Source organism: Mesosutterella porci, from assembly GCF_022134585.1.
In the GTDB taxonomy this organism is placed as follows: Bacteria; Pseudomonadota; Gammaproteobacteria; order Burkholderiales; family Burkholderiaceae_F; genus Mesosutterella; species Mesosutterella porci.
On sequence record NZ_JAKNCT010000008.1, the window covers coordinates 24536 to 43400 of the forward strand.

17 protein-coding genes and 1 other RNA gene are annotated in these 18865 nt (G+C 64.6%); 12 read left to right on the forward strand and 6 right to left on the reverse strand.

Features of this window, described 5'->3' with window-relative positions:
• Window positions 1-106: 106 nt before the first annotated feature.
• From ribH to MAF45_RS07275, 6 genes are read left to right on the forward strand one after another with little or no spacing between them, the layout of a single operon-like run.
• Window positions 107-613 (forward strand): 6,7-dimethyl-8-ribityllumazine synthase, encoded by a 507-nt coding sequence (gene ribH / locus MAF45_RS07250; protein ID WP_237978969.1) that lies wholly within the window; start codon window positions 107-109, stop codon window positions 611-613.
• Between the two features lie 2 nt (window positions 614-615).
• On the forward strand, window positions 616-1146 hold the full coding sequence (gene nusB / locus MAF45_RS07255; RefSeq protein WP_237978970.1) for a transcription antitermination factor NusB: 531 nt from the start codon (window positions 616-618) through the stop codon (window positions 1144-1146).
• Window positions 1147-1182: 36 nt separating this feature from the next.
• A complete protein-coding gene (gene thiL / locus MAF45_RS07260) occupies window positions 1183-2199 on the forward strand; it encodes a thiamine-phosphate kinase (RefSeq protein ID WP_237978971.1) in 1017 nt (338 codons plus the stop codon).
• Window positions 2200-2225: 26 nt separating this feature from the next.
• Window positions 2226-2795, forward strand: a complete 570-nt coding sequence (locus tag MAF45_RS07265) for a phosphatidylglycerophosphatase A family protein (protein ID WP_283207036.1) — start codon at window positions 2226-2228, stop codon at window positions 2793-2795.
• 31 nt (window positions 2796-2826) lie between these two features.
• Window positions 2827-3336 (forward strand): CinA family protein, encoded by a 510-nt coding sequence (locus MAF45_RS07270; protein WP_237978973.1) that lies wholly within the window; start codon window positions 2827-2829, stop codon window positions 3334-3336.
• Between the two features lie 43 nt (window positions 3337-3379).
• A complete protein-coding gene (locus MAF45_RS07275; protein ID WP_237978974.1) occupies window positions 3380-4705 on the forward strand; it encodes a hemolysin family protein in 1326 nt (441 codons plus the stop codon).
• A 22-nt stretch (window positions 4706-4727) separates the two neighbouring features.
• Here the strand turns inward: MAF45_RS07275 and pyrF are convergent, their stop codons facing one another.
• Window positions 4728-5555: an orotidine-5'-phosphate decarboxylase gene (gene pyrF / locus MAF45_RS07280; protein ID WP_237978975.1), complete on the reverse strand. Its 828-nt coding sequence runs from the start codon at window positions 5553-5555 to the stop codon at window positions 4728-4730.
• A 164-nt stretch (window positions 5556-5719) separates the two neighbouring features.
• Here pyrF and MAF45_RS07285 point away from each other — a divergent pair, with 164 nt between their 5' ends.
• Window positions 5720-6313: a thioredoxin fold domain-containing protein gene (locus tag MAF45_RS07285; RefSeq protein ID WP_237978976.1), complete on the forward strand. Its 594-nt coding sequence runs from the start codon at window positions 5720-5722 to the stop codon at window positions 6311-6313.
• 132 nt (window positions 6314-6445) lie between these two features.
• On the opposite strand, the gene groL is transcribed toward MAF45_RS07285, so the two are convergent.
• Both groL and MAF45_RS07295 read right to left on the reverse strand, forming a co-directional pair.
• A complete protein-coding gene (gene groL / locus MAF45_RS07290; protein ID WP_237978977.1) occupies window positions 6446-8080 on the reverse strand; it encodes a chaperonin GroEL in 1635 nt (544 codons plus the stop codon).
• A gap of 47 nt (window positions 8081-8127) precedes the next feature.
• Window positions 8128-8415: a co-chaperone GroES gene (locus MAF45_RS07295; RefSeq protein ID WP_237978978.1), complete on the reverse strand. Its 288-nt coding sequence runs from the start codon at window positions 8413-8415 to the stop codon at window positions 8128-8130.
• A 215-nt stretch (window positions 8416-8630) separates the two neighbouring features.
• On the opposite strand from MAF45_RS07295, the gene dacB reads away from it, so the two are divergent.
• Window positions 8631-10142 (forward strand): D-alanyl-D-alanine carboxypeptidase/D-alanyl-D-alanine endopeptidase, encoded by a 1512-nt coding sequence (dacB, locus tag MAF45_RS07300; RefSeq protein WP_237978979.1) that lies wholly within the window; start codon window positions 8631-8633, stop codon window positions 10140-10142.
• On the opposite strand, the gene MAF45_RS07305 is transcribed toward dacB, so the two are convergent.
• The 3 genes from MAF45_RS07305 to MAF45_RS07315 all read right to left on the reverse strand — a co-directional run bounded on the left by MAF45_RS07305 (window position 10046) and on the right by MAF45_RS07315 (window position 14803).
• The gene (locus MAF45_RS07305) at window positions 10046-12211 is read right to left on the reverse strand and encodes a protein-disulfide reductase DsbD family protein (RefSeq protein ID WP_237978980.1); all 2166 of its coding nucleotides are present in this window, start codon (window positions 12209-12211) and stop codon (window positions 10046-10048) included. The genes dacB and MAF45_RS07305 overlap by 97 nt on opposite strands.
• A 38-nt stretch (window positions 12212-12249) precedes the next feature.
• On the reverse strand, window positions 12250-13539 hold the full coding sequence (gene hemL, locus MAF45_RS07310) for a glutamate-1-semialdehyde 2,1-aminomutase (RefSeq protein WP_237978981.1): 1290 nt from the start codon (window positions 13537-13539) through the stop codon (window positions 12250-12252).
• A 106-nt stretch (window positions 13540-13645) separates the two neighbouring features.
• Window positions 13646-14803, reverse strand: coding sequence for a hypothetical protein (locus tag MAF45_RS07315; RefSeq protein ID WP_237978982.1), 1158 nt, complete (start codon window positions 14801-14803; stop codon window positions 13646-13648).
• Window positions 14804-14909: 106 nt separating this feature from the next.
• On the opposite strand from MAF45_RS07315, the gene rnpB reads away from it, so the two are divergent.
• From rnpB to MAF45_RS07335, 4 genes are all read left to right on the forward strand, one after another.
• An RNA gene (gene rnpB, locus MAF45_RS07320) (RNase P RNA component class A) lies at window positions 14910-15220 on the forward strand.
• 397 nt (window positions 15221-15617) lie between these two features.
• Window positions 15618-16625: a 16S rRNA (cytosine(1402)-N(4))-methyltransferase RsmH gene (gene rsmH / locus MAF45_RS07325; protein ID WP_237978983.1), complete on the forward strand. Its 1008-nt coding sequence runs from the start codon at window positions 15618-15620 to the stop codon at window positions 16623-16625.
• Window positions 16622-16948, forward strand: a complete 327-nt coding sequence (locus MAF45_RS07330; protein WP_237978984.1) for a hypothetical protein — start codon at window positions 16622-16624, stop codon at window positions 16946-16948. The genes rsmH and MAF45_RS07330 overlap by 4 nt, the downstream gene beginning before the upstream one ends.
• Window positions 16941-18836 (forward strand): peptidoglycan D,D-transpeptidase FtsI family protein, encoded by a 1896-nt coding sequence (locus tag MAF45_RS07335; protein WP_237978985.1) that lies wholly within the window; start codon window positions 16941-16943, stop codon window positions 18834-18836. The genes MAF45_RS07330 and MAF45_RS07335 overlap by 8 nt, the downstream gene beginning before the upstream one ends.
• Window positions 18837-18865 lie beyond the last annotated feature (29 nt).

The following is an 18865-nucleotide window of genomic DNA, read 5'->3' on the forward strand; positions in this document are numbered from 1 at the left end:
AACGGACCCGGGCCTGGGCTAGAATATCGGATAGTACAGAGCCGGGGAAACGGACTGAGGAGCAGTCTCTTTCCCGGCGCTATGAGGTTATAAAAAGGAGTCTGCAATGGCAGTCGATGAAATTGCCCAGAATCTGGATGGAACGGGTCTGCGCATCGGCATTGTGATCGCTCGCTTCAATGAGTATGCGGGCCGGGAGGAGTATGGCTACTGCCTCGAGGAGCTCAAGCGGCTGGGCGTGGCTGAGGAAGACATCACGGTCTGCCACGTGCCGGGCGCCCTGGAGGTTCCGTTCGCGCTGCAGAAGCTTGCGATGACTGAAGAGTACGACGCACTCATCGCCTTCGGCGCGGTCATTCGCGGAGAGACCTATCATTTTGAGCTTGTCTCCAATGAATCGGCGGCGGGCATTTCTCGGGTGGCTCTCGACTGGGATATCCCGATAGCGAACGGCATCCTCACCACCGAGGATGACGAGCAGTGCCAGGACCGCATCGAGGGCAAGGCCAAGGCCTGCGCACAGGTTGCGGTTGAGATGGCGAATCTGGCGGCAGAGTTCCCCGAGGTCACGGAAGGGGATGAAGACAAGACTGAAGCCGCCCCGGAAGAGTAAATATGGAAAAGAATAAACAGGCCCCCGCGGGCCAGGGCGGCATGCGGGCGAGAAGCTTCGCCAGGCGCTTCGCCCTGCTCGGTCTCTATGAATGGATCGTGAACCCGCTGAGTTCTCCGGAAGCGGTTGCGCTGGTCGTGCCGTCTCTCATCAACCAGGAAGACACGGAAAGCGGCGACCTCACCCCCGAGGAATTCGACGCCTGCGATCAGGAGCTTTTCCGGTCTCTGCTGAAGGATGCAATTTCGGACCGCGAGGGGCTTGAGAAGATCATTTCCCGGCACATCAGCCGGCCCCTCAAGCAGGTGAGCACCGTGGAACACGCCATTCTCCTGCTTGGGACGGCAGAGCTCGCCCACCATCCGGAAACCGCCTATATGGTTGTTATCAATGAAATGGTCGAACTCGCCAAGCAGTTCGGCTCAGCCGAGGGCGGCTATAAGTTCGTCAACGGCGTGCTCGACAAAGTGGCGCGAGAGATTCGCCCGGACGAAACGGCCCGCGGCCGCGATGGCCGCAGGTCGGAATCCTGAAGAGGCGGACAGCGCCTTTGAGGAGGTGTATTTCAGATGGCATCGCCTGATGGAGAGTTTTCCATCATTGACCGTTTTTTCTCGCAGGGAAGTGCGAACGGCCCCTGGTTCTGCAAGGGCGTAGGGGATGACTGCGCCATCATCGACTTGGGCACGAGCCGGATCGCCGTCACGATGGACATGCTTGCGGTGGGAACTCATTTCCTGCCGGATGCGGACCCCAGGGACATAGGCTATAAGACGCTTGCCGTCAATCTGTCGGACCTTGCAGCCGCAGGCGCCGTGCCCAGAGCTTTTTTCCTGTCCATCGGGCTGCCGGACAAAGACGAGAAATGGCTCGAGGCTTTTTCCTCCGGCCTGAGGGAGCTGTCCGAGGCGAGCGGTTGCGCTCTGCTGGGCGGGGATACCGTGCGCACTCCGTTGCAAAACCCGTCCGCCACCGCGCATTCACCGGCCGTTTTTTCCGTGACCGCCCTTGGGGAGCTGCCCCCGGGCATGGGATTGACGCGGGGCGGGGCAAGGCCGGGCGACGACATCTGGGTTTCCGGCACTCTGGGAGACGCCTATGCGGCTCTCAAATACCGTTGGGGCCACTGGGCTGCGGCGCCCGCGGCCTTCAAGCTTATGCGCCGGAGGATGGAGCGGCCCGAGCCCCGCAATGCGCTGGGCAGGCTGCTGCTGCCGATAGCGACTGCGGCGATCGACGTCTCCGACGGCTTCGAGCAGGACCTTTCCCATATTCTCGAGCGCTCGCACGTGAAGGCGGAAATTGAGTGGGACAGCCTGCCTCGCTCGGAAGCCCTCCAGTCGCTGCCGCTCGAGCAGCAGCAGGAGGCGGCTCTGTCCGGAGGGGATGACTACGAGCTGGTCTTCACGGCTCCTGCGGACCGGCGCCGCGAAATCTTCGAGGCAGGCATCCGATCCGACACCCTGGTCACCCGGGTCGGTAAGATCCTTGCCGAGTCTCAGCAGAACGACGGCGCTTTGACCGTTTATGACGGCCACCGGCGGGCCGTCGTGTTGAAAAGCGCGGGATTTGACCACTTTGCCTGACAGGAACGCCAGAGACGATTTCCCGTATGAGAAACCCTCCGCGCATTTTTAAGAAATATTCGGATTCAAACCCGGCTTACCGCGTTCGCCCGAGCCTGCGGTTCTGCTTTTCTTCGCCTGCGCACACCATTGCGCTTTTTTTCGGCGCGGGCGTCATGAGGCCCGGTCCCGGCACCTGGGGATCCCTGGCCGCGGCCCTGAGCTTCTTTTGCTTTGAAGGTCTGCTGCCGGCAGCGTGGCTCCTGCTGCCTGGCGCGGCGGCTTTTTTCTGCGGCGTGTGGGCGGCCGGCCGCACTGGCGAGGATCTCGGCGTTCAGGATGCGGGGGCCATCGTGATCGATGAGGTTGCCGCAGTGTGGCTGCTGCTCGCAGTCCTGCCGGCGGGAATTTTCTGGACGCTGGCCGGCTTCCTTGCCTTTCGCGTTTTTGACATCGTGAAGCTCCCCCCGGCTTCCGGCATTGACCGGCGCATGCATTCCGGGCTTGGCGTCATGCTGGACGACGTTTTCGCCGCCCTGTGGGCGCTGGCTGCTCTGCAGGCCTTGTCCTGGCTGGGTTGGGGAGAGTTCTGCCTGAGATGGACGGCTTCGGGTTAAACAAAGCGGCCGGGAAGAGAGGGAGCAGACCATGAACCAGAAAATTTACGGTTTGGCGCAGGAACTGGGCCGGGCCGCCAGGGCCGCCGGGGCCAAGATCGCGACGGCAGAGTCCTGCACGGCGGGTGGGATTGCTTACGCCATCACCGAGGTGGCCGGATCGAGCGAGTGGCTGGACCGCGGGTATGTGACGTACTCTGTCCGAGCCAAGCACGAGATGCTGGGCGTAGAGCCGGCGCTTGTGCGGCGCGAAGGCGTGGTCTCCGAGGCGGTGGCCGCGGCAATGGCCCGCGGAGCCGTGGCAAAAAGCGGAGCGGACTGCTCCGTCGCGGTCACCGGCATCGCAGGCCCGGGAGGAGCCGAGCCTGGCAGGCCGGTCGGAACAGTATGCTTCGGATGGGGCCTGCGCGAGCAGGGGCACATCGTCGTCCGGACCGAGACCCGCCATTTTGACGGAGGGCGCGAGTCGGTGCGACTGCAGACCGTTGAGGCGGCCATCGCGGGACTGATCACACTCCTGAAGGGCCGCGGGGCACGTTGATTTTGGAACTCACCGGACCGGGGAGAACCCCCGGCAGGGATCTATGTCAAACTTCATCAGCATCGTATTACTGTGCATTCTGATTCTTTTGAATGGCTTTTACGCCATGACGGAAACTGCGCTGGTCGCATGCCGCCGGGCCAGGCTCGAGCCTCTTGCTGAGGACGGTGACAAAAAGGCCGCTGACACGCTCCGGATGCTGGACAACCCCACCGTGGCCCTGTCGACGATGCAGGCCGGCATTACGGTGATTGGCATTCTCCTGGGCATCATCGGCGAGTCCGCCGTGGCCGGACCCATAGCCTCGGTTCTGGCCTATCTGGGGCTGGACGCGGCTTATTCCCGCTGGGTGAGCCTGGTCATAGCGGTGGCCCTCATCACGTATTTTTCCATTATCTTCGGCGAGCTTTTCCCCAAGCGGATCGGGCAGATGGCCCCCGAGCTCATCATGGAGAAGTCGGTCGGCATTCTGCGCGCTCATGAAATCATAGGCGCCCCCTTCATAAAGCTGCTGGCCGCCACCACCAACTGGCTGCTGCGCCATCTGCTTGGCAACCGGGCTGCCGCCCCTTCGGTGACCGAGGACGAGATCAACGCCGTGATCGAGCAGGGCCAGCAGACAGGGGTGATCGACCAGCAGGAGCGCGACATGGTGATCAACGTGTTTCGCCTCGACGACAGGCAGGTGAACTCGCTCATGACCCCCCGCAGCGAAATCGAGTGGATTAATCTCGAAGATCCCCAGCAGATGAACATCGACAAAATTCTGACCTCCCAGCGCTCGAGGCTGGTGGTGGCCAGCGGGTCACTTGACGACGTGAAGGGCATCTGCTCGACGCCGAAGCTGATGAAGCAGATTCTGCAGACGGGCAGGCTCAATTTCAGCGAAGCGCTGGTCCCGGCCAACTACGTGCCGGAGACGCTGACCGGCAAGGAGCTGCTCGAGCAGTTCCGCAGAACGGATGCGCCGCTCTCCCTCGTGGTGAACGAATACGGCGAGATCCAGGGCATCGTGACGCCCCGCGATGTTCTGGAGGCGATAGCCGGGCAGTTCAAGCCGGAGAAGACGGACGACCAGTGGGCGGTGGAAAGGCCGGACGGGTCGTGGCTGCTCGACGGGATCATTTCCATTCCGGACCTGAAGGACCGGCTCGCCCTGAAGGACGTGCCCGAGGAGGAGGACGACCGCTACAGCACGCTCGCCGGCATGGTGATGCTGCTTCTGGGAAAGCTGCCGAAGGTGGGCGACGCCATCGAGTGGGAGGGATGGCGCCTTGAGGTCGTGGATATGGACGGCAGAAGAATCGACAAAGTGCTCGCCACGCCGCTGGGCAAGGGGGCCGGGCAGGCTCCCGCACCCTCGGTCTGAGAAGAGGACAAGGCCCAGAGGCTCAGCTCCGGGTCCCGAGCACCGCGTTCCGGGCCCTGCGGACGGCGTTCCTGGTTTCCTCCGCCTTGCGGCGGGCCGCTTGGGCGAAATCCGGGCCGCTGCTGGCATAAAGCACCGCCCGGCTCGAGTTGATGATCATTCCGCGGCCGTTTCGGTCGAGCCCCGCCCTGACTGCGGCGAGAATATCTCCTCCCTGGGCCCCGATGCCGGGCACGAGGAAAGGCATGCCCGGCGCAATCGCGCGGACTCCGGCCATCTCTTCGGGGTAGGTCGCGCCGACCACGAGCCCGAGCTGGTCGTGGTCCTTCCTGGCCTGGGCGGCCATCGCGGCGACGTGCTCGAAGACCCGGCGCTCGCCGGCCTGCAGCATTTCGATGTCGCGTCCGCCGGGATTGGAAGTCCGGCAAAGCAGGATCACCCCGCGGTCCTCGTACTCCAGATAGGGCTCGACTGTGTCGAAGCCCATGTAGGGCGAGACCGTGACGGCGTCCGCGCCGTAGACCTCGAAGGCCTCCTGCGCGTAAGCCTTCGCCGTTGAGCCAATGTCCCCCCGCTTCGCATCGAGGATGACGGGGATGCCCGGATGGCGTTCATGTATGTAGGCGATCAGCTCCTCGAGCTCCGACAGCGCCCGCATCGCGGCGAAATAGGCGATCTGGGGCTTGAAGGCGCAGACGAGGTCTGCGGTGGCCTCGACGATTGCCCGGCAGAAGTCTCCGACCCGGCCCTGCACTGAGGCCGGCATGCGGGCGGGATTGGGATCCAGCCCAACGCAGAGCATGGAGTCGGCATCGCGCCAGCGCTGTTCAAGCATCTCGGTGAATTTCATTTCTCGTACTCGTCAGTCGGATAAAGCCGCATTAGTTAAATTATGTAGCGCTATGTTACAACACCGGCGGACGGGGATCTGCGTCCGGTGCATATCTGTTAAAGTTGAAGGAACCCCTTGTCTTTTCAGCATCGGGTTTTTGCTAGAGAGAAACGGAGAAAGAGATGCAGCGTCGAGAATTCATCGCGGCCGCGGCCCTTGCCGTCGCTACTCCGGCTGCGATTGCCGCGGAGGAGAAGAAAAAAGTTTGGCCCAGGGTTCCGCTGGAATGGTACGGGGAGGGAATGTTCAACGAGCTAGCTGAAAAAGGCAGCGGCGCTGCCTCTCCGGGGCCCGAAGGGCGTCCCACCGCCTATATCGCGTTTGATTCCCAGTGCCCCTGGTGCGAAAAGCTCTACCGTGCCAGCATTCCCCTGAATGATCGCATCAAATTCGTCTGGTGCCCTGTGGCGGTTCTCAGTATCAATTCGGAGCCCCAGGGTACGATGATTCTTGCCGCTGCAGATCCATGGAAAAAGTTCGTCGAGCACGAGGAGCATTTCCATGACAAGGAATTCAGAGGGCTGCCGGTGGACCAGAAGGAAGTCTGGAAGCTTCCGGAAAAGATCCGCGCGAAGGTTTGGACCAACTCCAAGATCGTCCGGCGCAACGGCACGAGGACGATTCCTTACGGCGTGTTCAAGACCAGGGCCGGAGAGTACCGCGCCATCTATTCGGGCATGACGACAGAAGACCTGAAGAAGGTCTGCGATCTGTAGCCGCGCATCCTGTGCGGCGCCCCGGGCCGCAGCGCTTCCGCCGCGGCTGGAAATAAAAAGGCGGGGCTTCCCTTTCGAAGGGAAGCCCCGCCTTCGTTTTCTGACGCTAGCCTGAGTCAGGCTAGGCCGGAATTACATCATTCCGCCCATTCCGCCCATTCCGCCGGCAGCCGGGGCAGCCGGCTTTTCTTCCGGGAGCTCCGCGACCATGCAGTCGGTCGTGAGGATGAGGGAGGCGACGGAAGCCGCGTTCTGCAGAGCGGTGCGGGTCACCTTCGTAGGATCGAGAACGCCCATTTCGATCATGTCGCCGTAGGTGCCGGTCTGGGCGTTGTAGCCGAAGTTGCCCTTGCCGTCAGCCACCTTGTTGACGACCACAGAGGGCTCCTCGCCGGCGTTCGCCACGATCTGGCGCATCGGCTCTTCCATGGCGCGCAGCACGATGCGGATGCCCGCATTCTGCTCGTCGTTGTCGCCGGTGAGCTTGTCGGCGATCGCCTGCTTCGCGCGGATCAGCGCAACGCCGCCGCCGGCCACGACGCCTTCCTCAACGGCAGCGCGGGTCGCATGCAAAGCGTCTTCGACGCGGGCCTTCTTTTCCTTCATTTCGACTTCAGTCGCAGCGCCGACCTTGATCAGGGCAACGCCGCCTGCGAGCTTGGCCACGCGCTCCTGGAGCTTCTCGCGGTCGTAGTCGGAAGTGGCGGCTTCGATCTGGGTGCGGATGTTCTTCACGCGCTCCTCGATCTTGTCGGCAGCGCCGGCGCCATCGATGATCGTCGTATTTTCCTTGTTGATCTCGACGCGCTTCGCGGAGCCGAGCTGGGCGAGCGTGGTCTTTTCAAGCTGCAGGCCGAGCTCGGAGGAGATGACCTGTCCGCCGGTCAGGATGGCGATGTCTTCGAGCATCGCCTTCCTGCGGTCGCCGAAGCCCGGAGCCTTGACGGCGGCAACCTTCAGCACGCCGCGCAGCGAGTTGACCACCAGGGTGGCCAGAGCTTCGCCGTCCACGTCTTCGGCAATGATCACGAGCGGACGGCCGGCCTTGGCCACCTGCTCGAGCACCGGCAGAAGCTCGCGGATGTTGCTGATCTTCTTGTCGTGCAGCAGGATGAACGGGTTCTCAAAAATCGCAGCCTGCTTGTCGGGGTTGTTGATGAAGTAGGGGCTCAGGTAGCCGCGGTCGAACTGCATGCCTTCGACGACATCGAGTTCATTGTTGAGGGACTTGCCGTCCTCAACGGTGATCACGCCTTCCTTGCCGACCTTGTCCATCGCTTCAGCGATGATCTGGCCAATTTCCGTGTCGGAGTTGGCGGAAATGGCGCCCACCTGGGCGATTTCCTTGGAAGTCGTGGTCGGGCGGGAGATTCCCTTGAGGGCTTCAATCGCAGCGGCCACAGCCTTGTCGATGCCGCGCTTCAGATCCATCGGGTTCATACCGGCAGCCACATACTTCATGCCTTCGTCGACGATCGACTGGGCGAGAACGGTGGCGGTGGTGGTGCCGTCGCCGGCGTTGTCGGAGGTCTTGGAGGCGACTTCCTTCACCATCTGGGCGCCCATGTTCTCGAACTTGTCCTTAAGTTCGATCTCCTTCGCAACGGAAACGCCGTCCTTCGTGACGGTGGGGCCGCCGAAGGAGCGCTCGAGGACCACATTGCGGCCCTTGGGCCCGAGGGTCACCTTGACAGCGTTCGCAAGGGTGTTGATGCCCTGCACCATCAGCGCACGGGCGTCATTCCCAAACAAAACTTTCTTAGCCATGTCGTGAATCTCCAGTTAAAAACTTTGTGAAAAGGGAATAAATGAAATCAGTCGATGACGCCCATGATGTCGTCTTCGCGCATCACGAGAAGCTCATCACCGCCCACTTTGACGGACTGGCCGGAGTACTTGCCGAAGAGCACGGTGTCGCCAACCTTCACGCCCATCGGGATGATCTTGCCCTGCTCATCGCGGCGGCCGGGGCCGACAGCGATCACTTCGCCCTGGTCGGGCTTGTCACCGGCCGTGTCAGGGATGACGATGCCCGAAGCGGTCGTGCGCTCGGCAGGCAGGCGCTTGACAATCACGCGGTCATGCAAAGGACGGATGTTCATTTTCACTTTCTCCATTGAAACTTGAAAAGGAGCCGGATCGCTCCCTTACGAAATAAAGAAGCAGAATCCATGCGCCGTGGCAGCACCGGATCTGCCTACCCCCTTATATGGGGCCTGAGGTGCCGATTTCAAGGCGCGCCGTTAAACTGATGCCAGCCCCCTGCTGCGGCGGGTGGCTGGTAAGTCATTTATTTTTCGAGCAAAAGAAGCCGGAAATGAAATTGTTACAAAAAGTATCATCATTGCTTCTCCTGTCCCTCGCCCTGGCCGGAGCGGCAGCGGAGGAACTGCCCGCGGAGGTGCGGGCGGCCGTGCAGCGGGCCGGCCTGAGCCCGGAGGAATTCCACGCGGCGGCGGTGCCGCTCGGGCCGGGAGGGAGCGGGCTCGGGTGGAACGACAGGCAGCCCGTGCCGCCGGCCTCTGTCTTCAAAATCCTCACCACGGCCGCGGCGCTGGACCGCTACGGGCCCGCCGCATCCTGGAAAACTGTTTTCTACGTTCCCGCCGGGCCGGACAGCCGGGGGAGCGTGGGGGCGCTCTACATCCGCGCCTCGGGAGCCCCGTGGCTGCCGGTTCCCGCCTTCAGGGAGGCCCTGCTGAAGTTGCGATGGCTGGGGGTGCGCAGCATCGACGGGCCGGTGGTGGTGGACCGTTCCGTCTTCGCCGAGCCGCCCGTTGATCCTTCGGCTTTCGACGGCCGGCCGGACCGGCCCTACAACCAGGGGCCCGACGCCCTTGCGCTGGCGCTCCAGTCGCTTTCCTTCACGTTCGTCCCGGACGAGGCCTCGGGGCAGGCCCGGGTGATAGCGGACTTTTCTCTGGCGGGCTACAGCACGCCGGCCGCCGTGGCGCTTGACGCGGGCTCTCCGTGTCCCTCGAATATCGGCACGGCCCTGCGGCCGCACTCCAACGGCGGCGGGCTGAGCTTTGAAGGCTCCTATCCTGCAGCCTGCGGGGCGCAGACCTGGAGCATGGTGCCGTTTCCGGAGGCTTCGGCGGACCGTTTCGACGAGGCGCTTTTCCGGTCGCTCTGGAGCGAGGCGGGAGGGAGCTGGACGGGGCGGCTGTCAACGGGACGGATTCCCGAGGGGCAGCGGGAGCTGCTGAGCCTGTCCTCGGAGAGTCTCGCAGATCTCATCAAGGCGACGAACAAGGGCTCCATCAACCCGATGGCGAGAAGCCTTTTTCTGCTGCTGTCCGCAGACGAACCCGGGGGCGCGACCCTCAGGGCCTCGAGGCAGAGGCTGCTGAGCTGGCTTGAGGGGCTGGGCATCGACACAGCGGGGCTCGTGCCGGACAACGGCTCGGGGCTGTCGCGGCGGACCCGGGCTTCAGCGCGTCAGATTGCGCTGGCGCTCGCGGCAGAGTACCGCTCTCCCTGGGGGCCCGAGTTTATGTCGTCGCTGCCCATTGCGGGGCTGGACGGCACGATGAGAAGGCGGCCTGTGCCCGCCGGCACCGCGCGCATCAAGACCGGGTACCTGAGCGGCGTGCGGAGCGCAGCGGGATACGTGCGCTCGCGCAGCGGAATGCTCTATGCGCTCTGCGCGGTGATCGATTCGCCCCGGGCCGCGGAGGGCAGGCCTGCGATCGACGCGTTCCTTGCCTATTTCGCAAGCGGGCGGGCCGATCAGGAGGCTCCCCGCTTCAGTGCGGCGGCGAGCGCCTCGGGGGTGAGCAGTTCTGGCAGCACGTCCACCCGCCCGTCTCTTGAAATAACAAGATAAAGGGGAACGCCGCTGCGCCCGTAGCGGTTCAGCTCCCGAGAGATTTTCTCATCCCGGCTGGTCCAGTCCGCCGCCAGCCGCGCATAGCCGTAGCGGGCGAACAGCTGCCGGGCCTCGCTGGTGTTGACGACGGCCGCCTGATTCACCTGGCAGGTGACGCACCATGCGGCGGTGAAGTCGACGAAGACGGGCGAGCCCGAGGAGAGGGCCTCCTGAACCGCTTCCGGCGACCAGGCCTTCCAGCCCTGTGCGGCCTCTGAAGAGGCCGCGTTGAAGCGCCCGGCGCCGACAGCAACGACCAGGGCTGCGGCGACCGCCAGAGGGAAGGTGCTCCAGTAGCGGGCGCCTCTGCGGCCGCGCTGCGAAAGCCCCAGAAGCAGCAGCGCGAGCCCCGCAAGCAGCAGCGCCGCCACAGCGCAGGCAAGGCCCGGCAGGGAAACCTGCCGGCTCAGCACCCACAGCAGCCACAGGGCGGCCAGCCCGACAGGGACGGCCATCACGTGGCGCAGTGTTTCCATCCAAGCCCCGGGTCGCGGCAGCCGGCGCGTCCACCCGGGGAAAAGGGTGAGCAGCAGCCAGGGCAGCGACATGCCAAGCCCGAGGGAAAGAAATACGATGATCGAGACCGCGCCCGGCTGGGCGAGTGCGAAGCCGACCGCCGCGCCCATGAACGGGGCCGTGCAGGGGCTGGCGGCCACCACGGCGAGAATGCCGGTGAAGAAGCTGCCCGCGACGCCGCGCGCAGGGGTTTTCGAAGCCACCGCGCCGGCCGCGCGGGAACCGAAGGTGAATTCGTAAAGGCCTGCGAGATTGAGCGTGATGGCCCAGAAAAGAAGGGCGAGCAGGAGCACGACCAGGGGGTTCTGGAGCTGGAAGCCCCAGCCGATTTCCGAGCCCATCGCCTTCAGCGCAAGCAGCAGCGCCGACAGCGCCGCCATGGAGAGCAGCACCCCGGTGGTGAAGGCGAGCCCGTGGGGCAGGAGCCTGCGTTCGCCCGAGGCGCGGACGAGGCCGAGCATCTTAAGCGATAGAACCGGAAAGACGCAGGGCATCAGATTGAGAATGAGGCCGCCCAGGGCTGCGAAGAGGGCCGCGGAGGCGAGAGTGAGCCTTGAGGCCTCTCCGCCGGGAGAGCTCCCTGCAGGGGGCGCCTGTACGACGGGCGCCGGCTTTGGCAGCTGCGCCCCGGGCGGCAGGACCGCGGGCGTGATGTCGAGAGCGAAGGGGCGGCTGCGGCCGGTGCTGTCTTCGGCAAAGAGCACGCCGGAGATGCGGGCGGGCCCGCTCTTGAGCTTCGGGGACAGCCAGAGGGCGAGCCGGGCCTTTCCGCTGGCGGCGTCCCTGACCTGGGCCTTCGTCTCGTCGAGCAGTCCCGGCTGCTCGGGAATGAACTGCTGCGGCCGCAGGCCGTTTACCGCCGTGAGAAGCAGGACGCCGCGTCCGGCGGCGGCGCTCACGCCGTCCTTCAGAGGGCGGGGCGAGGCTTCAAGCGCCTGTCCGATGGCGCGGGCGTCTGCCGAGGCGGAGTCCGACGCGGCCACCGGCAGCGTGAGCAAGGCGCTCGCCTCGCCCGGGACGCACTGCTCCCGGCAGGCGATCCAGGACACGTGCACCGAGAGCTTCGCCTGGCCGCCCGCGTCCGGCGGTACAAAGGCCTGAAACGGATAGAGCGCGCGGCCAGAAACCGTGTAGCTCGTGATGCCCTGATCCGTGCGCGGCTCGGGAGCGGGCCAGCGGGGCCCGGAGACGCGCCACCCGGCGGGCAGGCTCCAGGCGAATTCGGTCGGGGCGCCTGCTTCTCCAGGGTTTTTCCAGTAGGTGTGCCAGCCCGGAGCGTGCCGCAGCTCCACGGCAAGCTGCAGGGGGCGGCCCGGCAGCGCCGCGGTTCGGTCCGCGAGCAGCCTCACGCGGACCGCCGCCTCCGGGGCGGTGGCGGCAGGCGTCGCCTGCGCCGCGGCTGAAGGCAGCGCGCCTGCGGCGGGCTGCTGGTGCTGGAACACGCCTGAGGCCGCGGCAGACAAGGATGCGGCCAGCGCGAGTGCGGCAAATGCAGCGGGCAGTCCCTTCATTTCCTGTCTTCCTCCCCCGTCCGGGACAGCCCGGCGGCTTACTGGCCGGCCTTGAGCGCGGCGAAGGCCTCGCGGGCCGCTTCGATGGTGTGGCTGATCTCCTTGTCCGTGTGGGCGATGGAGACAAACCCAGCTTCATAAGTGGAGGGCGCGAAATAGCAGCCGGCGTCGAGCATGTGGTGGAACCAGCGGCCGAAGGCTGCGGTGTCGGCCCGGGTGACTTCAGAGAAGCGCGTGGGCACTTTCGGCAGGAAGTAAAGGCCGAACATGCCGCCGCAGTAGTCGGCGCAGAACGGAACGCCCTCGCTTCGCGCGGCCTCGGTGAGGCCTTCGGTGAGCCTGCGGGAAATGGAGGTGAGGCGGTCGTAGAACCCGGGGGCCTGCACGAGCCTGAGCGTAGCCAGGCCCGCTGCGACCGCGACCGGGTTCCCGGACAGCGTGCCCGCCTGGTAGACGGGGCCGAGCGGGGCCACCATGTTCATAATGTCCCGCCGCCCGCCGAAGGCGGAAACGGGCATGCCGCCGCCCACCACCTTGCCCAGCATGGTGAGGTCGGGCTTCACGCCGTAGACCGACTGAGCGCCGCCCAGCGCGACGCGGAATCCGGTCATGACCTCGTCGACGATCATCACGGCGCCGTATCGGGTGCACAGATCGCGGATCGCATGGATGAACTCGGGTGAGCCCTTCACCATGTTCATGTTGCCGCCCACGGCCTCGACGATCACGCAGGCGATCTCGCTGCCGCAGCTCCTGAAGGTGTCCTCGAGCTGCTGGGGGTTGTTGTATTCGAGGACGATCGTGTCGGCGGTGACCCCGGCGGGGATGCCGGCTGAGCTCGGGTGCCCGAAGGTGAGCATGCCGCTGCCCGCCTTGACGAGCAGGCGGTCGGAATGCCCGTGGTAGCACCCCTCGAACTTGATCACCTTGCTGCGGCCCGTGAAGCCGCAGGCCAGCCTGATGGCGCTCATGCCGGCCTCTGTGCCGGAGGAGGCGAGGCGGACGGTCTCGATGGAGGGGACGAGCTTGCGGATTTCCTCGGCGATCAGGATTTCGGGTTCCGTCGCCGTTCCAAAAGTAAGCCCGCGGTCGCACGCCTCATGGACCGCCCGCAGGACCTCCGGGTTGCCGTGGCCGAGGATCATGGGGCCCCAGGAAAGGATGTAGTCGATGTACTTCTTTCCGGTCACATCCCACATGAAGGGCCCGGAGGCCTTCTGCATAAAGCGCGGAGAGCCGCCTACCGAGCGGAAAGCGCGGACGGGCGAGTTGACGCCGCCGGGGATGGAACGCTGCGCGCGTTCGAAAAGCTCATCATTGCGATCCATGAAAATAGTCTTCTGAGTGAGAAAAAAGAAAGGGATCCCGGCTCAAGCCGGGATCCCGGTATTTTAATAAAAGAGCCGGCGAGAGCGCGAGGCTTCGGGCTGCGCCTCAGAACGTTTTCCCGAGCGAGAGATTGAAGGAGGTCGGAGCGGGCCGGGCCGTCGCCTTGCCTGTGGTCACCTCGTCGTCGATGTGGTGAAAGCGCGGGAAGGCGGTCGTCATGTTGCCGGTCAGGTGGAATTCGCGGCTGAAGGCCCATGTAAATCCCACCTGCATGGCCGGATGGACGGAGTTTTTCGTGAGCCCGTCGCGGTGCAGGCTGGCGTAGCCGAGCCCCAGGCCGGCGAAGACGCGCAGGGCGTCAGTGGCATCGGCGTGGTACTGGCCGAAGAGATTGACTTGGGTCATGTCCCACTTGTGGCGCTTGTCGCCGTACCAGTAAGTGTTGTGCCGGGACCGTATCACGCCGAGGTCGGCCGCCCAGTGGCGATCGAAGTAGTGGCGCACGCCCGCGTTCCACCCGGCATCGGAGCTCATCGTCATGCCGTCCGGACTGCCCAGGTCGTTGTGCACCCAGGAGGCGCCGCCGTAAACAAGGTTGCTGCGGTTGAACCAGACGCTTTTCGGCGTGAGGGGCATCTCTCTGGACGAGCGGCTGTCAATCGCGATGGTGGAGAAAACGAAAAAGACGTTGGAGAACGGGATGTAGGTCATGTAGGCCCCGACGTTCTTCGTGCCGACGTTGACAAGGGGCAGGGGCGCGGGGATGGGCAGCCACATGTAATCCGCGCGGAAGGTCAGCCCAGCGAGGTAGCCCGCGCCGACATGCAGCCCCGTCTGGCCCACGTTCCAGCGGGACAGCCAGGCGTAGCCCAGGAAGGGCTCGGGCTTGTAGTGGGAGTCGGAGAAGACGATCGCGTAGGCGAGCCTTTCGTTGCCCCGGCTGTCGATCATGCTGCGGGCAAAGCCGCCGCCGAAGGGATAGGCATTCTCCTGGCTGCGATTGGAGTAGTCCCAGCGCGGATGCTCCGTGTACAGGGGCAGCACGAGATGGGTGTCGCCCCGGTCGACGAGCCTGCCGAAGCCGCGGCCCACGGATTTGAACCAGCCTGTGGCTCCCGGCTCGCGTTCGGAGTCGTCGACAAGGCCGGCGGGCGTAGTTTCGCTGATCGCGGACAGCGCCCTGGCCGCGAGGCCCTCGGCGGAAGCGGCCGCGCACAGACTGGAGAGTACGGCAAGAGGGATCAGTTTTTTTGCTGAGAACATTTGCTGGCAGACAGGTCGAACGGCAAATCAAAAGGATATTGTATGCCAGCGCCCCGGCGGAGCGTTTGCTTCTTTTGAGATTTCTTCTTATAGTGTGCCTCCGCACGGAGTTTCTCGGACGGCCGTGGACGGGCGGCCCAGCGGCCCCCGCCCGAGGAAAGTCCGGACTTCACAGGACACCGTAGCAGCTAACGGCTGCCCGCCGCGAGGCGCGGATCAGAGCAGCAGAGACGAGCCGATTCAGTTCGGGTGAAACGGGCAATCTCTACGGGAAGCAACACTAAATAGGCAGCCGATGACCCTGTCCGGCGAGGCTGCGGGTAAGTGGCTAGAGCCCGGCCGCGAGGCCGGGACAAGACGAATGGCCGTCACCGGGGCGACCCGGAACAAAATCCGGCTTATAGAGAAACTCCGTGCCCTTATCCATCGCTGCGGCGGACCCGGCGGTGTTAATCTTTTGGCCGCAGAAAAGAGACGTCTAATTTCTATAAAATCAAATCCCAATGATTTTGAAATGAAATTTTATGGCGTTTACGCCTTTTCGGCTCTTCGTGAAAATCCTTTTTCCGCTGTTTTCCCTTATGCAAGGAAAATTCCCGGGAATTAGCACCGGGGTGGTCAAACCCCCGTTTTCAGCGGGTTCCTGATATATTTTCATTTAAACTTTTTCAACTGGTCAAACTCGTTTAAGATTCGCGATACGATTTTGCTCCAGCCGCAGGACGTTGCGCCAAGGGAGTCTTCCGGTTTTCAAGGGAAGGCGCTCCCCCGCGGCCGCCCCCGGAAATTTTTTAACTGACAGGCGGGACAGGTTTTGGAAAGCGCAGTTCATCAGGCAGGCTCGAAAGAGTTCGCCCATCGGCCGGTCCTTGCGGAGGAAACCCCGCGGGAGCTGGTGTGGAAGGCTGACGGCCTTTATGTGGATGCCACCTTCGGGCGCGGCGGGCACACGCGCCGCATTCTTGCGAGACTTTCCCCTGCCGGCAGGCTTTTCGCCTTTGACCGCGATCCCGAGGCAGTGGCAGCCGCCGCCTCGATCGTGGATCCCCGCTTCAGGATCATTCATACTCCCTTTTCCCGCATGAGCGGCGAGCTGGCGGCCCGCGGCGTTGCGCCCGGCTCCGTGAGCGGCATCATGATGGACATCGGGGTTTCTTCTCCGCAGATCGACGATGCCTCGCGCGGTTTTTCCTTCCGCAGTGACGGCCCCCTCGATATGCGCATGGATACCTCTTGCGGCATGACGGCGGCGCAGTGGCTCGCCGGCGTGAAGGAGCAGGAGCTCGCCGAGACGATTTCCCGCTACGGCGAGGAGCGCTATGCGAGGCGCATCGCCCGCGCGATCGTCGCCGAGCGCGCGAAGGCGCCCGTCGACACGACCTTCAGGCTCGCCTCGATCGTGGAGGGGGCGGTGCCGAGAAGCCGCAGCGACAGCGCGCAGCATCCGGCCACCCGGACCTTCCAGGCGATACGCATCAGGATCAACGGAGAGCTTGACGAGCTGAGCGAGGCGCTGCGGCAGGCCGGGGAGCTGCTCGCGCCGGGCGGGCGGCTCGCAGTGATCAGCTTCCACTCGCTCGAGGACCGGATTGTGAAAAGATTTTTCGAGGCGGCCGAGCATCCCGAAAGGGAGGTCGACCCGAGGCTGCCGCTGCGGCAGTCGGACCTTCCGAGCCCGCTGTTCGAACGGGTGCGGCGCATCCGTCCCGGCGAGGCCGAATGCGCAGCGAACCCCCGCGCCCGCTCGGCGACGCTGCGGGTGGGCGAGCGCAGCGCCGAGCCCTGGAGGGATCCGGAGAAAGTGCTGGGAGGCGGCAGATGAGCGGAGGGCGCTTCAGGGTCATCACGGTCGTGACGCTGGCGGGGGCCGCAGTCCTCTTCCTGAGCGGAATCTCTCTTGTCACGAGCCAGAGCAGGGTCCGGTCGCTCACCGCGCAGATCGAGCGGCTGCAAAACGAGAGCAAGCGGCTCAACGACGACGCGACGGATCTTTATATGGAGATTTCGCGCGCGGCCCTGCCCGGATACATCGCCACCGAGGCTGCGAAATCGGGGCTGCAGCCCGCGACGAGCCGCAACACGGTGACGCTCGAGTACAAGGAGCTGCCGCCGGTAAAGGGAAGCGGGGGGCTGAATCATGAATGAGTGGCTCAGAAAAACCGCGAGACGCCTGGCCAGGCGGCTCATCGTCCGGTTCAAGCGCTGGTGGCGCCTGGAAGGCGTTCCGATTAAGGGCCGGCGGGCCGCCCCTGGGCAGGACCCGCTGCTTGCGGTTCAGATCCAGCCGGTGCGTTCCTACATAGCGCTCGGCATCATTTCCGGGGCGCTGTGCGTGCTGGTGCTGCGCGCGTTCTGGCTCCAGGGCGGCATCTCGACCGACTTCCTGCTGCGGCAGGGCGAGGTGCGGTTCGCCCGCACGCTGTCCGTGCCTGCGCCGAGAGGACAGATCCTCGACCGCAACGGCATCGTGCTCGCCTCGACCATGCCCGCCCGGTCGGTCTGGGTCGTGCCCTCGGAGGCCGCGGCCGCCACTCCGGAGCAGATCGCAAAGCTCGGGAAGCTGCTCGACATGAAGCCCTCGGAGATCATGGCGAAGATCGCCGTGCGGCGCAACAAGAGCTTCGTGTACCTGCACCGGCAGGTGGACGTGAGCGTGGCCAACCAGGTGAAGGAATGCAAGATCCCCGGCGTGCACGTTTCTGACGAGATGAGGCGCCAGTATCCCGACGGGCAGGTCTCCGCCCATGTCGTCGGCTACACCAACCTGGAGGAGAAGGGCCAGGAGGGCATTGAGCTTGCGCGCGACACTGTTCTCACCGGAGAGTCGGGCCGCCGGCGCGTGATCCGCGACCGCCTGGGCCGGGTCGTGGAGGATGCCTGGCTGCGCGAGCCGGTGTCCGGCAAGGACATTGAGCTGTCGATTGACTCGCGCATCCAGTACCTCACGTTTGATGCGCTTTCCAAGTCGGTGGCCGCCCACAAGGCGAAGGCCGGGGCGGCGATAGTGGCCGACGTGCGCACGGGCGAGATCCTCGCCCTCGCCAACATCCCGACTTACGATCCGAACGAGCGCCGCACGGTCACCTTCGAGCGCATGAGAAACCGCGCGCTGACTGATGTGTTCGAGCCCGGCTCCACGATGAAGCCCTTTGCGGTCGCCAAGGGCCTCGACATGGGCGCGGTCACTCCTGACACGATAATCGACACCTCGCCCGGGCGCTTCACGATCGGCAACCGCACGATCAGCGACACCCACAACTACGGGCGGATTTCCGTGCGGCAGGTGATCGCGAAGTCCTCCAATATCGGCACCACCAAGATTTCGTTCAAGGTGAACCGCGAGGTGATGTACAAGATGTATCGAGACCTCGGGTTCGGCACTGCGCCCGACGTGGGATTCCCCGGCGCGGCCGCCGGCATTCTGCGCAACGGCAAGAACTGGCAGCCGATCGAGCAGGCGACCATCTCCTACGGCCACGGCGTGGCCGTTTCCCTGGTGCAGCTCGTGCGGGCCTACACGGCCTTCGCCCGCAACGGCGACGTGATTCCGCTCACCCTCTTCAAGACCGGGCGGGCGGCAGAGGGCGTTCAGGTCTACAAGCCGAAGACCGCCCACCAGATGCGCGGCATGATGATGGGCGTGCTCGAGTCAGGAGGTACCGCGACCCGCGCCCGGGTTCCGGGCTACTCGGTCGCCGGAAAGACGGGGACGGCCTACAAGATTCAGAATGGCCAGTACGTGCACCGCTACGTCTCCGACTTCATCGGCATCGTGCCGGCTTCCAACCCGCGGGTGATCATCGCCGTCATGGTCGATGATCCGACGGAAGGCGGCCATGTGGGCGGCGTTGTGGCGGCTCCTGTGTTCGCGCAGATAGCCGAGGGAGTGCTCACCACGCTGCACGTGGCGCCCGACCAGCCTGACACGCTTCAGGGGGTCGTGTTCGCGAAAAACGCAGACTCCGGGCGCGGCGTTGCGCTCGCCGGAGGCCGCAGGCCCCGCCAGGGCGGCGCGGCGCCGTCTGCGCACTGAATGTCAAAGTTCAAGAGGATTCTGAAGCC